The organism is Coleofasciculus sp. (assembly GCF_046539235.1).
In the GTDB taxonomy this organism is placed as follows: Bacteria; Cyanobacteriota; Cyanobacteriia; order Cyanobacteriales; family Coleofasciculaceae; genus Coleofasciculus.
In genome coordinates this window covers 1-14,996 of sequence record NZ_JBKHHI010000133.1, presented here as the reverse complement: position 1 = coordinate 14,996, position 14,996 = coordinate 1, and the positions used below count along the sequence as shown (strand labels likewise).

General features: G+C 46.2%; 11 protein-coding genes and 1 pseudogene. 7 read left to right on the top strand and 5 right to left on the bottom strand.

What is annotated here, in order from left to right:
- Window positions 1-58 precede the first annotated feature (58 nt).
- From ACLFWI_RS13945 to ACLFWI_RS13935, 3 genes are all read right to left on the bottom strand, one after another.
- Window positions 59-1,891, bottom strand: a complete 1,833-nt coding sequence (locus tag ACLFWI_RS13945; RefSeq protein WP_446413420.1) for a VWA domain-containing protein — start codon at window positions 1,889-1,891, stop codon at window positions 59-61.
- 218 nt (window positions 1,892-2,109) lie between these two features.
- A complete protein-coding gene (locus ACLFWI_RS13940; protein WP_446413419.1) occupies window positions 2,110-4,356 on the bottom strand; it encodes a caspase family protein in 2,247 nt (748 codons plus the stop codon).
- 593 nt (window positions 4,357-4,949) lie between these two features.
- Entirely contained in the window at window positions 4,950-5,810 is an 861-nt protein-coding gene (locus ACLFWI_RS13935) for an EamA family transporter (protein WP_446413418.1), read from the bottom strand.
- A 324-nt stretch (window positions 5,811-6,134) separates the two neighbouring features.
- Here ACLFWI_RS13935 and ACLFWI_RS13930 point away from each other — a divergent pair.
- From ACLFWI_RS13930 to ACLFWI_RS13920, 3 genes and pseudogenes are all read left to right on the top strand, one after another.
- Window positions 6,135-6,728, top strand: a pseudogene (locus tag ACLFWI_RS13930) (TRAP transporter substrate-binding protein); the annotation flags it as partial.
- A 291-nt stretch (window positions 6,729-7,019) separates the two neighbouring features.
- Window positions 7,020-7,709, top strand: coding sequence for a HupE/UreJ family protein (locus ACLFWI_RS13925; protein ID WP_232231824.1), 690 nt, complete (start codon window positions 7,020-7,022; stop codon window positions 7,707-7,709).
- Window positions 7,710-7,961: 252 nt separating this feature from the next.
- Window positions 7,962-8,465: a DUF3172 domain-containing protein gene (locus ACLFWI_RS13920; protein WP_446395831.1), complete on the top strand. Its 504-nt coding sequence runs from the start codon at window positions 7,962-7,964 to the stop codon at window positions 8,463-8,465.
- Between the two features lie 191 nt (window positions 8,466-8,656).
- On the opposite strand, the gene ACLFWI_RS13915 is transcribed toward ACLFWI_RS13920, so the two are convergent.
- The gene (locus tag ACLFWI_RS13915; RefSeq protein WP_446413417.1) at window positions 8,657-11,008 is read right to left on the bottom strand and encodes a heavy metal translocating P-type ATPase; all 2,352 of its coding nucleotides are present in this window, start codon (window positions 11,006-11,008) and stop codon (window positions 8,657-8,659) included.
- 206 nt (window positions 11,009-11,214) lie between these two features.
- Between ACLFWI_RS13915 and ACLFWI_RS13910 the strand changes: the two genes are divergently transcribed.
- On the top strand, window positions 11,215-11,736 hold the full coding sequence (locus ACLFWI_RS13910; protein ID WP_446413416.1) for a hypothetical protein: 522 nt from the start codon (window positions 11,215-11,217) through the stop codon (window positions 11,734-11,736).
- Window positions 11,737-11,808: 72 nt separating this feature from the next.
- Here ACLFWI_RS13910 and ACLFWI_RS13905 read toward each other — a convergent pair whose 3' ends face one another.
- Complete coding sequence (locus tag ACLFWI_RS13905) at window positions 11,809-12,597, bottom strand: DUF561 domain-containing protein (protein WP_446413415.1); 789 nt, start codon at window positions 12,595-12,597, stop codon at window positions 11,809-11,811.
- 200 nt (window positions 12,598-12,797) lie between these two features.
- On the opposite strand from ACLFWI_RS13905, the gene ACLFWI_RS13900 reads away from it, so the two are divergent.
- The 3 genes from ACLFWI_RS13900 (at window position 12,798) to ACLFWI_RS13890 (ending at window position 14,892) form a co-directional block, all read left to right on the top strand.
- Window positions 12,798-13,889 carry a protein kinase domain-containing protein gene (locus tag ACLFWI_RS13900; RefSeq protein WP_446413414.1) on the top strand — a complete coding sequence of 364 codons (1,092 nt, stop codon included), beginning with the start codon at window positions 12,798-12,800 and terminating at the stop codon, window positions 13,887-13,889.
- Window positions 13,890-14,023: 134 nt separating this feature from the next.
- A complete protein-coding gene (locus tag ACLFWI_RS13895; protein ID WP_446413413.1) occupies window positions 14,024-14,434 on the top strand; it encodes an acyl-CoA thioesterase in 411 nt (136 codons plus the stop codon).
- 269 nt (window positions 14,435-14,703) lie between these two features.
- Window positions 14,704-14,892 (top strand): hypothetical protein, encoded by a 189-nt coding sequence (locus tag ACLFWI_RS13890; RefSeq protein ID WP_446413412.1) that lies wholly within the window; start codon window positions 14,704-14,706, stop codon window positions 14,890-14,892.
- The last annotated feature ends 104 nt before the right edge of the window (window positions 14,893-14,996 follow it).

The window sequence follows — 14,996 nt, the reverse complement described above, 5'->3', positions numbered from 1 at the left end:
GCATGACAGCTTATTAAGCCATCACTAATAGGTTTTACTATCTATCTGACTTTCACAACTACTGAACTAATCGGCGAATTTTCCCATAAGCAATATAAGACCCGCCCTGAGGATTTTCTTTCACCTCATCAACTACATATAACATGCCTTCCTCTCGAATAGTGCGCGGAAAACGGATATTGTAGTCAGGATTATAGCCATCAGAAACAACTCTGGCTCGCAGTTTTTTCCCGTCCTTGATACACTGAACTAGAACCCCATCTCCCACCGTATCTGTGGTTTCTAAATCAGCCGCAGTCCCTTGAGCTTTAGCGGTTTGTAATTGTTTGGCTTGGCGGGTTTTTTGAGTGGATGCTTTTTCTTCACCGGGTTTAACCAGGCGGCGAATGTTTCCTGAGGTGCGATAAAATGTGCCATTAGCAGATGGGGTAATTTCATCCACGACGTAAGTGACGCCTTGTTTGCGGATACTGCGGGGAAACTGCACGTTTAACTCAGGATTATATCCCTCAGAAATGACCCGCACTCGTAGCTTACCCCCAACCCGTTCACATTTGACTAAAACACCACTGTCGGGATTCGTTGTTACCTCTAACCCACTGGCTGCACCTGTTGTGGTTCCCCGGAATTTTAAATCTTCGCGATCGCGGGTTTGGGTTTGATAGGATTGATCCCGCATTTCTTTGCGAATTGCCCGGTCAAATCGTCGATTTTCTAAACATTGGGCATAGTAGTCGAGTTGGGCAATTTCTTCGGCAATGTCAAAGAATTCGTCTAATGTCTTGCGTTTGAGTTCCTCGATCGTTTCACGCAGTTTAACTACTGCTTGTTGAAAGTCTCCTTTGTCCGCCAGGGAAACGGCTTCATCTTTTAATTTGGCAATTCTTAACTGAGACGTTTGTTCTAAGACTTGCGGATCAGGCTGGATGTTTTTGGCTTCTGCTTCTGAACCGACGGTTAAGGTAATGGAAAACTGATTGCTAACGTCTTGGATACTGCCTTCGACAATGGTTTGATAGTCATACGTTACTGTAGCAATCGTCGTCATTCCGGATTGCGATCGCGGGGACAGGGTTAAGGGAATTGCTAAGGGCTTTTGTTCAACGCCATACACATCACCTAAGACAACCTCTACCGTATTACCCACTTGGGAAAAGCGATAGTTATTGAGAATCTCACCAACCTTAACAAATTCTTCTGGTTGTAGCCTCACCCTAAGATTTTGCGCCACAACTGAGACTAAACTTTCCATCTCAATTTCAAACACTTGGGAGGCGTCATCGGGAGACTGAATAAAGTAGAAATTTCCCCGGGCGGCATTCGCCATATTAATCAGTAAATCTTCGTTAAAATAATTACCAAACCCTAAGGTTGTGGTGACAATATCCGCCTCTGCTTTTTCTAGCGCCGTTTTCGTCAGCACTTGCGGATCTTTAATCCCATAATTTGCCAATCCATCGGTTAAGAGTAAGACGCGATTAATTCGTTCCGGACTTTGGTTAGCTTGAACTTGACTACATCCCAACAACCATCCGCCACTTAAATTGGTGCAGCCCCTGGCGCGAATTTTACCAATTTTTGTTTTAATGGCGGCTTGATCATCAACTAATTGTGGGGGAATAATCACCTCGGCGGTGTCATCATAAATCACCACCGAAACAAAATCATTGGGGGTGAGATGATCAATAAGATTTTGGGCGGCTTGAATGGCATATCGTAGGGGAGATCCCGCCATTGAACCCGACCGATCTAGGACTAAGCTGAGATTCAGCGGACGACGCGAGGATGTCTGCTGACTCGACTCTGATCCTTGAAAGGTAATCAGTAAGTCTACCGTCGAGGGACTGTCTGCGGCAATTAACGATTGACTTAGGGTGTAGCTGGCTTTCATGTACGAACTTGAACTCTTGGGTATAACGTAGTGCACCATCCACTTAGGCTGGTCAGGTAGGGGGTAAATTCCAAGCCCCCGGAACCTATAGCCGTGGGGTTCCTGACATCCACAGGTTAGCACTCAGGGTTTAGATGGGATTATTTCATTTTAGTTTAACTAAAGAGAAATAAGATGTCAGGTCTTGGAGACGTTCCCTGGAAACGTCTCTACCGTTGTTAATCTTCGTCATCGTCATAAATGAAATCGGGCGGCGGTGGAATATCGGGAACCAGTTCAATTGTCATTCCCTGTTCAAACATGCAAGAATCTATATCCTCATCGTCTAAGATTACCTGCCGATGCGCCCAAGCTAAACCTTGATCGGGAAGTTTTATTTCTATCCAGCCGCCTTTGGTTTGTTTGCCTGTTATCGGCACTTGTTCTCTAGTTAAATAGGTAATCACATTATCGCGAAATGATGCTGGATCAGAACGAACATTTCCGGTAACAATCACTGAACAAGTGGCAGGTTCTGGCGATGGTTTAGGTTCAGGAGAGGGAGATGGGGAGGGACTGGAAGTAGCGCCGTTGGGGGATTTTGTTGCTGTGGAAGAGGGTGTTGATGATGATACAACGGTATCGGTTGAATCGGTTGACGGTTGTACGGCGGCACGATTAAATAAACTAATCAGTAGAGCTAATGTAGCTAAACCGCCACCAATTCCTGCCCAAAGGAGAAGTTTATTGGAGGATTTAGAAACGGCGGGTTCAGGATTTAAGAAATTGCTAAGATTTGATGATAATTGAACGCCAGAAGTCGGTTTGGTTTCCGGTTCGTCTGGCGTTTGCATATACCATTCGGGGATAGAATTGGGTTTTAATGAGAGTCGATCGGGTTGATTGCCATTGGATGACGTTGATTCTTGGGTTGGTTGAGGATTAATCGAGTCAAAGGTGGATGAGGGCGCGATCGCACTCTCCTGTTGGGGCGATGGAACCTCTGGCGAGGTGGAGGCGGAGACAGGTGGTGCTGGGGAATCAACGGGTTGATTGGGTGAGACACTTTTGTGTGATTGGGGTGATCCCTCTGTCGGTGTGGATGGCGGGATAGGGGGTGCTGGGGAATCAACGGGTTGAGTCGGTGGGACATCTTCAGCTGGAGGTGACACCTGCACAGGTGCAGAGGCTGAAACAGTTGGTTCTGTAGGCTCAACCGATTGAGTCGATGGGATGCTATCCTCTGATTGGGGTGACACCTCCATGAGTGTGGATACGTCGGTGGTTTCTTCTTGATCTCGTTGATCTCGAATCAGTGAGGTAGAAATACGACTTAGAGATTCTCTAATGTCTGTTCCTCCTGTTCTCTCGACTTCCCGATTACTATCGGAATTCGACTGGGAAGTTTGGCGGGATTGCTTTTGGGATAGGATTATTTGTTCGGTGTCTTTAATATCTTGATCTTTCAATCCTAAAGACTGTTGCAAATCTTTTAAGAGTTTACGAGACTTGGGGTTGAGTGAATTATCGGCTCGGAAAACTTCCCGAAACGCTTGTTTATATCGCTGTAATTTTTCCTGATACTCGCGATAGGGAGTTAAAACTTGGGCTTCTATCGCCGCACAATCGGCTGGAGTGAGCTGTAGACTCTGTGCTAATGTATCCAGAGCCGAACGACCGCCGACGGAAATTTCACCCCCTCTGATCCAACGTTGTGCTTCTTTTCGATACTTTAAGGTGAGGCGATTCAGGGGCACTTGACTCAGTGCGATCGCTTGGTAAGGTTCGCTAGCATATAATCTAGGTTTTAAAGCCGGAGCAACGATTTTAAGCTGCTGAGAAACATAGTCATGAAGTTCCTTGACACAAATCCAATCATCATGATTGCGATCGGCCAGCCCCGTTGCCAGTCCTTCGATTAAGTAACGAGTGTAATCTGAGGGTTGAGATTGTTCTGATTGGTTGAAATAGGGAATGGAACTAAAACAGCTCAGCAGCGCCCACTTCTCACCCGTCATTTGTTGTTTTAACCCAACCTGATTATAGTCGTTTGCCGTTATTTCCCAATCCAAAATATTGCTACAGTAACCGTCGATAATTACAATATTCTGCGGACAGGGACTGTTGCCAAGTATATCCTGGATTAAACGAGCTGGAACAACGGTTGCCTTGACTAATTCTTTTAGGGAATTGTCATCAGTCATGCGAGTGGCGGTGATACCAGTTCCTAAATATACGGTATCATTATAATCTTGGATACATTGACCTGAGAAAAACAACAACACGACATCTTCCTCGGCACGCTTACTCAACAGCGTTTCGATGGTTTCCCGCATCACGGGAGGATTCGGATTGATCAGCGTTTCTACTTCATCAAAAGAATACTGCAAAACTCGTTGCATCGCTTCAACAGCGTTAACGGCTCCGGGTACGGGGTGAAAACCATAGCCGTACTCACTTACCCCAATCAGCAATGCTATTTTCACAACTGGTGATTCCCTAGACTGCTACAACTTTTTGTGCTGCCTAAATTACTACCTTCAAGATTTTCTCAGGCAATTGGTGATCCTAAGTTTGGATTCACTTGCCTGACTAAGCGATTGTACATTTTATCTGCTATAGTTATGGATTTTGTCCGTTATTGCGGAATCAACTGACCCCGTCCTTACACTGCAAAAAGTCAGGATGTCAAGGCAGACATTAAAATGTGTATTAGCTTAGACTCTTGATGGTTGTCGTTGAGTACACCCTCTTTAAACCTTTACTTCTGTTATATACGGATAGACAGGCAGGTATCTACCGAAAGGTTAATTTTTTTGGTCTATTTACAAACCTATACATTGATCGTAAACTATATTTTTATTTGTGGCTACTCTGGCTTTTTTTCTTTTGGCTAGAGTTTGTGGCAATTTGATAATCAGTATCAAATCCCCCAAGACCCTTTATCCAGTTGTTAAATGGTTTCAGTCATTTACCAGGTATCCAGGTAGGGGGCATATTAGTTTAGAGTCATAAAATTCACCCGATTGGTAGACTCTGGAGACAAAAAAAGTAAGAAAATGTCTCTATTAATTTTTACTCAGATGGTAATTAAAACTACCCCAGAAATCATAATTGCTGCGCCAAGTGACCGTTCTTTGATGCCTTTTTCTTTAAAAATAAAATGCCCCAGCAGTACACTGAGTAAGACGCTCATGCGCTTGATGGAAATGACATGAGCCACCAGTGTCAGGTTAATCGCCTGCATTTGGAAGAGTACGGCTGCACCGTGAAAGAGTCCAATAGGTATCAAGGAGATGAAATTTTGGCGGATTTGGGTTAAGTGATTATAAGCCTTATACAACATGATTGGCGTCATCGCCGTAGCAATAAACGAATAATTCGCGATCGCCCAAAAAGTTGGTGAGGAATTTTGCACCCCAACCTTGTCAACGTTAGAGGTGATACTCCAAATAAATGCCACCAGGATCATCAGCTTCGGTCCCTTTTCCCGGAACAGAGATTTGAAAGGAGCCAAGTAACCCTGCGCTTTTTCCTTCAAGTTCAAAATATAAGACCCCGCGACAATCAAGACCATGCCGATGGCATCCATGACTGTCGGATATTCTTGAACAATCAGCGGAGAGGTGACTAATAGAAACAGGGGAGTAAACGTAATTAACGGAACTGTGATCGATAAATCAGATACCTTGATCGCCTTAATATATAAAATCATCGAAATGACATTGAAACTGCCGCCAACTATCAAGGCAAGTCCAAATCGATTCCCCAGTTCAGGGATGTTAATGAAAAATAAAAGAGGCAGCAATAAGGGAAGCGTGAAGACAATTAACGACCAAGAGACAATATAAACATTAATAGTTTTTAAGCCATGTTTGCTGGTGACATCCTTGAGGGATTCAAAAACAGCGGTTAGGGTAGCAAATATAAACCAAGTCATGGGCAATTGAAATTTATTGAATAACTACAATCTATGAAACTCGTCATTTTTTGATGTATAACTGATGACTGAACAATCACTATATAGCGTTTCCATTTGAGATGTAAACAAGCAATCCTTGCTCAGGAACGCTCTCAGTGCTTTGGCTGTACACAAATCATCTGAAAACACTATAGATGATGTTGAGCCGTTAAGAACCTGGTGTACACTGTTCTCAGCAATGCTAATAAGCCTCAAACCTTGACAAAGGATGTAGCTTGCTTGGCACTCCCTTGAGTAGGACGCGAAGGACGAATGACAAATGACAAATGACAAATGACGAATATGAAACGCAGAAAATTTGTCGGGAATGCTGTCATTGGTGCAACAGGCACCGCCGCCTTAGCGGGGTGTCGCCCAACCGCCACTAATTCAGGGGCGCAAAGCGTTAGCCAACCCAGAATTCGATGGCGCATGGCAACGAGTTGGCCCCAATCGTTGGATACTATTTTTGGCGGCGCAGAAACCATGAGCCAGCGTGTCAGTGAAATGACCAATGGGCGTTTCACGATTAAGCCCTTTGCTGCTGGTGAAATTGTACCCGGATTGCAGGTGCTAGATGCAGTACAAACTGGCACGGTGCAATGTGGTCACACCGCTAGCTATTATTACATCGGCAAAAACCCAGCTTTGGCATTTGGCACAACTGTTCCCTTTGGTTTAGACGCCCAACAACAGAATGCCTGGTTATACCATGGCGGTGGTTTAGAGGCGATGCACAAGCTTTATAGTGACTTCGGTGTGATTAACTTTCCGGCGGGGAATACGGGAACTCAGATGGGCGGCTGGTTTAAGCGAGAAGTTAACTCGGTGGCGGAACTCCAGGGTTTGACTATGCGGATTCCTGGATTAGGGGGTGACGTGATGTCCCGGTTAGGGGCTTTCGCGAACAGATTTACCAATGGCATCAGGTAAATCAACTCAGTTTTTCTAACTTTGTGATGGCAAATCAGGGATGAGGAAGTAGAGACGTTGCATGCAACGTCTCTACCATAAGATGCGTCCTAACCGCTATGGCAATTGCTATCACGTTTGTGCAAAACCAGCCCTGACTTAGTTTTGAGTGTTGAGTGTTGCGACACCCCAGATGAAACTAAACCCGCCCTGACACTGAGAACCGCTATAATAAATCCGCCTTTCCCAAATATGTCATTGATGAGGTGTGAACGATTGAAGTTTAAACAGTCTACTATGCGGCACTATCCGTTAAAACGCTCTACTCTAAAAAAACCAGGATTTGACTGGGTTCAGATTGCTCTGTTGGTTTGGATTGGTGTCTTAGGGGCCGCTGAACGTGCCGCCGCTCACCACCCGGTTGGGGGTAGAACCCCTGCCAATGTCTGGGAAGGGTTGCTCTCTGGATTCGCGCACCCGGTTATCGGATTTGACCATTTGGCGTTTGTTGTGGCTGTGGGTTTATTAGCCGCGAATCTTGTTCGGGGTGGTTTTATTCCGGTTGCCTTTTTGTTAACGGCAATGGTAGGTACAGGGATTCACCTGTTAGCGATTGATTTGCCGATGACTGAACTGGCAATTGCCGCTTCGGTGGTTCTGTTTGGGGCAATGCTGATAGGGCAATACCGTCTCGATTATAAAGTGTTAACTGGACTGGCTGCGATCGCGGGATTGTTCCATGGTTATGCTTATGGAGAAGCCATTATTGGTGCCGAGATGAATCCGATAGCGGCATATCTGCTGGGATTTACACTCATTCAGGGGATTATTGCTTTCGGCGCGATGATGGCAAGTCAACTTATCCTCAAGCGATGGAGTGAGAATGCATTAGCTATCCTGCGGGTTTTCGGCTTGGCAATTTGCTCAGTGGGAGTCATGTTCCTAGCAACTGCCATTGTCGGATAGTCAGCCGATTTTATTTAGGGTGGGCAAGAGTGATAAACCTGGGAACCCTTATATTATCCTTCCTTGCCCTTGTCCACCTATGATATTTTTCCTCAAGTCCGTATCTATGTAGGCATACTAGAAGCAAGAGGACAATGCAATGAGATGTTTATTCCCGATAAAATATACTTAGTTCCTGTAAACTGACCATCTGGTATTTTATATCCCTGCTAATCCCTCCCTGGCAATTTTAGTCAAGTTGATTCAACCCCTATGAGACGTCGAACTAACCCCGTCGCTTCCATCCTGAACGCCACTACCCTCGCCATCCTCGGCGGAATTTTTATCCTGGGAATTGGCGTCGGTATCGCCTTCAGTTCCACAGCCAGTCCCAATCTGGAAAATGTGGCATCCCGTGAAGCCATTGACCGCAGTGCGCCCAATCCGGAATTGTGTATCCAGTATGGTGCCAGCGCGATGGTTACAGATATGCGGGTTTTCGTGACCCTTAACCCCTTTAACGTTTATGTCACCCAGCCGAGTATGCGCCCCGGATGTGTTTTGCGCCGGAACAACTGGGCAATTTTAGAGAAACGGAACCTGGTTACTTCGGATCAAGTGAAATCGTGTAAAAATCGGATGAATACCTTTGGCTTCACCGGTCCATTGGAAGGTAATCCAGAAATTGAATGTATCTATCAGAATGAGGTAGAGGATAACTTATTCCTTACCAAACCAGGAGGAGGCAGTTCACCCTCTGAAACCGATAAGTTTTAACTAATCCTGCCTACCTGATAGGGTGTAGAGACGTTGCCGGCAACGTCTCTACATTTGTTGTGTAGGGGCGGGTTTTCCCCCTATCGTTGCCGAAGCAGCAATCATCAGGACATGACCAATGACGACCTATTCGTAGGACGCATTTTAGGTAAAGCCTTTTAGGGCACTAAAGTGCCTACTACAAACAATCACTAATCTCGATGCATTAAAGGTCGTAGCGCATTTAACCCAGCGACGATCGCACTTCCATTATGCACCCCTGTGGCAACTAGGGGATGAAGTCCCACCGTTGACGCCAATCCCAACGCCGCTACATTAGGCGTAACCGCCAAGGCTGTATTCTGCTTGACAATTGCCAGAGTTTGCTTGCCGATCGCGATCGCATCCAGTAAACTGGCTAAGTCATTATCCATTAGCACCACATCCGCTGTTTCCCTCGCCACCGCTGAACCATCACCAAAGGAAATCGACACATCAGCATACGCCAGCGCCACGGAATCATTTAACCCATCTCCCGTAAACGCCACCGTTTTTCCCTGTTCTTTTAACCGACGTACCACATCAGCTTTGGTTTGAGGGAAGGCTTCGGCGTGAACCTGAGACAAGGGAATCTCTAATTCCTGCGCCACGGCGACGGCTTTAGTTTGGCTATCCCCGGTTAACAGATGAATTTCCATCCCATACTCATGTTGCAACTGATGAATCACCCGACGGCTTTCTAAGCGCAAGGGATCTTTATATTGAATTACCCCTTGGAATTCATCCTCACACGCAACATAAATTAAGGATGAATCAGCAGAAATCGGACAATCTTGCTGACATTGCGACGATTCACGACAACAGGGATGCTGATCATAAAAACAATCTACATCAATTCCAGCTTGCCGCAAAAAGCGATCGCTGCCAACTAATACTCTCTCACCGTCAATTTCCGCCCGCACACCTAATCCCACCTCATAATGCCACTCGCCACGAGGTAAGATATCAATACCCTGTTCCTCCACGTAACGCATTACCGCTTCCGCCACTGGATGAGTTAACCGTTGTTCCGCTGCTGCTGCAAGTTCTAAGATACGTTGTGCCGACAAGCGATTGGTGACGGTTTCCACCGCCACAACTTGAATATTCCCCTGAGTTAAGGTTCCCGTCTTATCGAAAACAATCGTATCCACCTGGGCAAGTTGTTCCAATGCCCGTCCTGAACGGACTAAAATACCATGGCGTGTGGCATGGGTGAGGGCGGCGAGAAAGGTGGTGGGAATCGAGACACGCATCCCGGTAACAAAGTCCAGGGTGAGAATAGACGCTGCCCTAGCCGGATTCCGAGTAATTGCCCAAACCCCACTGGCGAGGAGAAACGCGGGCATAATTGACCGTTCTGCCAGTTGTGCCGCATAATTTTCCATGCGCGTATCATGGACAGGGGCTTGCTGCGCCAACTGAATACTCGCACCCGCGCAGGTATCTGCCCCAACCCGTTCCACTTTGATATACAATTCACCCGATCGCACTAATGTGGATGCATAGACGGTTTGTCCGGCTTCTCGTACCACAGGCATTGATTCCCCAGTGAGTTTCTGCTGATCAATCGTGGCATTTCCTCGCAATACCAAACCATCAACAGGGATTTGTTCGCCGGGATAAACGATTACCGTATCCCCAGGATGTACCTCAGTCAATGAAACCTGCTGTTTTTCCCCATTACACTCCACCCAAGCATATTGTCCGATAGAATCGAGTAAATCCGTGGCTTGAGCCTGAGACGAACGCGCCGTGCGATCGCGGATAATATCTCCTAATTCGTGAAGTGTCATCATCAGGGCAGGTGTCAGCCAATTTCCCTGAATTGAAGATAAAGTAATCGCCACCAAATCCAAGCAATCAATCGTCAGGCGCTGTTCCCCCAACAAACTGGCGATGGCACGTTTCGCCACAGGTAATCCCGCAACCGCGACAGAACCCGCCACCAGAGATTGAGGAATGGGCAGGCGCAACGGACCGGCTAACAGGGCGAGGAGAGTAGCCAGGGCGGGACGTTTCAATTCAGACCAGTCATTTTCCTCTAGTGATTGGGGATTGGGATTTGGGGATTGGGATTCCCCAAGTAGGGCGGGTTTAGTCAAGTTAGCGGTTTCTTGGGTAACGTTATCGGTCAAACCCGCCCCTACAAATTGGTTCCTGTGTTCCCTGTCTCGTCTTCCAGAGGTTTGAATCAACGTCAGCAACACCTGACGCATCTGAACGTCAGATAGCTGTTGATTGTCATAGCCAATTACAATAGAGGCGGCGGGGCGACGCACACGCACCTGAGTTACCCCATCCTGAGATGCCATCAATGCTTCTAGCTTCTTGGCATAATCAGCATCATCCACCAACCGAGGCACGCGAAATCGCACCCGTCCGGGAATCGAATGCACTACGCGACAAGGGATTCTCCCAGACACAGCCTTCTTCCCTGACGGCTTTGCCCCATTGAAATAGTTGGAGTTATCATAACTTGCGTAGCTTGCGATCGCGTCCCATCGGGTGTCCAGATTTACCATGCTCATGCCTCAGAACTGTTGATTGGGTGTTAGGCATTTCTACTTTAAAACGTTAAGGACGGTTAATTCAAAGTTTGCAATTTTTATTCACAAATACTTAATATATTAACTTAAAGAGGATACTACGATGAGTTTTAAAGACTATGATATTGTTGCCTTAACCGAAAAAACTCATTGTCCTAACAGATGGACTTGATGAAGTCGCCATGTTAAAGATGCCTTTGATGCTGCGGGGATTAAAATTATTTTTTCTGTCGGGATTTGCGATGTCAATCTTGGGTTCAATCCTGGGAATTGTCAGAATTTTAGGCACAATTGGCATATTTGAGTTGCTGAAAAAAGAGCTGCGTCAGTTTCCGCCAAAAACGCGACAACAGGTCAAGCGTTCGTTTTATCATTATCGTCACTGGTTAACCATGTGGCGTGAATTGTGGAATTTAGACCGAAGTAGTTATCAAGTGAGTCAGGTGAAAAGTTTGGGTAATATTCCTCTGGTAAGTATCAAAGCGAGTACCTTCTTCAAGCGCTCAATCTGGAATTTTTATCTGCCAATTCAAGCGGCTGATACGTTGCGGGATCAGATGCACGCTGAACTACTTAAGCTGTCAAGTAATTGTACTCAAATAGCTGCGACTCGGAGTAGTCATTTTGTCTGGGTTGATGAACCGGAAATTATTGTCGCCGCGATTCAAACCATTTTAGTTCGTAGTAGGGGCTTTAGCCCCTGATTTTATAGGTTTCTTTGGCGTAATGCTAATTCATCGAATTAGGTGTGCCATGCCACTACCAGACGGACACAGCTAAAATTGTGGGATAGATTTGCCGATTGAATCGGGGGCAGGTCTGTGCGCCCCTACGGTTTCAACCGTTGCCAAGGCTTCCACCAAACTGCGGACAGCCGCAACCATCGCCACTTCGTTGTTTAACTGATTCACCGCCGAACCAACCCCAACGCCAGCCGCACCTGCGGCAATTGCCATGGGTACGGTGACACTGGATAAGCCAGAAGCACAGAGTACAGGTACAGAGACTGCACCAGAAATTTCGGATGCCGCGGCTAAGGTGGGGGCAGCTTTTTCAATCAAGCCCAATGTTCCCGCCGAACGAGGCTGACTGCTGGTACCGCCTTCGGTTTGGATAATATCTGCCCCAGCTTGCACCAGTTTTTCTGCCAATTCCACTTGCTGATCTAACGTCAGGATATGCGGAACGGTAACAGATAGAGTAATATCAGGCAAGAGCGATCGCGTCTGTTGGGTCAAGGCTAAAACCTCTGCTGCCTCAAACCGCCTTCCTTGGGCGTAGAAGCTATCGAAATTCCCAATTTCTATCAAATCTGCCCCAGCTTCCACCGCACTGACAAATCGCTGGGGTTCGACAGCAGATACACAAATCGGTAGATTTGTCAACCCTTTGACAAGAAGAATCAAATCTGGAGCCGCGGCGATATCGACAAACGTCGCCCCACCCCGATCCGCCGCCTTAACGGTAGCACTCACCCGTTGGGAGTCAAAGTTATTCAAGCCACTAATAACCTTGAGGACTTGGCGGTGTTCAAAAGCTTTTTGTAGTTTTGGATGCATAGTCATCGTTGCACGTCTGCTCTATATACTAACGATCTATCGTTTATTTTTGTCGAAGTTAATCGCTCAGGTCGCCTACATTTATTCATGAATAGGAAAGATCTATTGTGCCACTTATGGGGGCGTCGTGTAAATTTGAAGAAAGATAAGATCTTTGCCTAAACTAAGAACAGGCTGGAGAGCTTGTACCATCTGATTCTGGAAAAATGAATTTTGCGCCGGGAAACCTGTCTTCCTTCCACTCGGAAATTTTACAGCAAACCCAACTTGGTCAGCTTTGCGGTCAAAATGAACTCTTTTGCGATCGCTATGAGATCTTGCGAATGTTGGGGCGCGGTGGGTTTGGCGTGACCTTTCTCGCCAAAGATGCTGAGTTACCGGGTCAACCGCTGTGCGTGATTAAACAGCTTTGTCCCAAAGTTGATCACCCGAAAGCCTTGGAGAATGCTCGCCAGCGTTTTGAACGAGAGGCAAAAATTCTCGGCAAACTGGGTAGTCACTCTCAGATTCCCATGTTACTCGATTACTTTGAGACTGGGGAGGAATTTTTTTTAGTTCAGGAATACGTCCGGGGTTCAACCTTAGCACGGCTAGTCAGGCGGAGTGGATGTTTATCTGAGGTAGCCATCAGACAGTTTTTGGCGGAAATGCTACCCCTACTCGACTACATTCACCGCAATAACGTGATTCACCGAGATATCAAGCCACAAAATATTATCCGCTGTGAAGATGATGGTCGGCTGGTGTTGATTGACTTCGGTGCGGTCAAGGAGAAGTTGGTGCAAGCCCTCGACAGTAGCATGAAACTCGCCTCAACTCATTTTATTGGCACCGTTGGATTTGCCCCACCCGAACAGTTTTCCCTGCGCCCGGTATTTGCCAGTGATATCTACGCCCTAGGGATGACCTGTCTTTACCTGCTAACCGGAAAAGCGCCTCTAGACTTGGAGAGCGATCGCCAAACTGGTGCCTTATACTGGGAACGCTTGGTGCATATCAGTCAGCCTTTGACTCAAGTGCTGCGGAAAATGACGAGTGTATCGCTGACGAATCGTTATCATTCAGTTCGGCACATTCTGCAAGACCTGAATTTTAAATCACCCTACGATGATCTGGCGCAGTATTTAGTCAAACAACCCCACCCGAAAATTAGCACCTCAGCCAATCAAGATGAAAGTAGCCGCAAGGGTTATCGTACTCCCGCCGCCAAAGAGGCGATTGCCATTCGGGACTGGAAACAACGGCGAGAAAAAAAGCGGTGGCGTCCGAGTCAACCGCCATTGGGGAATTCTAAGTAGGGGTTTGGTCACCAAACCCTTACTCTCGGTGGTTTGGTGACCAAACCTCTACCGCCAAAATCCATGATATACCGTAGGGTGGGCATTGCCCACCCGCCTTAACCAGGATACCATTAAGCTGAACAATTTCATTGATGTCCTTTACCTATAATCGCACCGTCCGCTTTCAAGATACCGATGCTGCTGGTGTCGTTTACTTTGCCAATGTTTTGGCGATGTGTCACGAAGCCTATGAAGACTCTCTAGCCAAGGTGGGTATTAATCTCAAGACATTTTTTAGCCAAGCTGCTGTGGCTGTGCCAATTATCCACAGTAGTGTAGACTTTTTTCAGCCCATGTTTTGTGGGGACAAGCTGCTGATTGATGGGATACCTCAACGGTTAAGTGATAGCAAGTTTGAAATTAAGTATCAGGTTATCGATGCTGCTTCACCGCAACGACACCTAGCAGATGCCTTAACTCGCCATGTTTGTATTGATCCGAACACTCGCACTAAAATTATCTTGCCAGACGTGATGATTGATTGGTTATCTCATGTCCGATGAATACTTACACTTTGGTAAAAGTAATCAGTAAACTACCCATAATCTTCATCAAATCTTTATTTTATGAAGATTGTTTGGTGAATCTACGCGAAATGGCTGATAGAACAGCCGCAAATTTTTCAGTAAGTTTACTGAAGCTATTTAGGAGGGTTTTTAGTTTATGATTTTACTTGACAGGGAGTTTTATCCCAGTGATTTTCCATCACCAAGTCATAGCTGAGTTTACCACTGGAGTCTTGCCAGTGATTGAGTAAGGTTATTTCAGGGCAATGTTTAACATAAGATTTACGTGTAATTTAACCGCCACGGCATTAGTCTTGGCACTCCTGAGTTTTAGCTTAACCTCCGTGCAGGAGAGTTCAGCGCGATCCGTCAAACAAGAGCGATTTGCTCAAATTGAGAGTGGAATTAAATTAGTGGGCGTGTTTCGGGTGCAAAAATGGCGTTATCAAAAGTAGCCGGGAAATAAATTTCCGGCTAAAAGCTTAAGTAAGCTAAAGCTTACTACATTAAAGAATTTGAACCCGTTTTAACGGGTTTTAGCTTTTAGCCCGAACTTGAG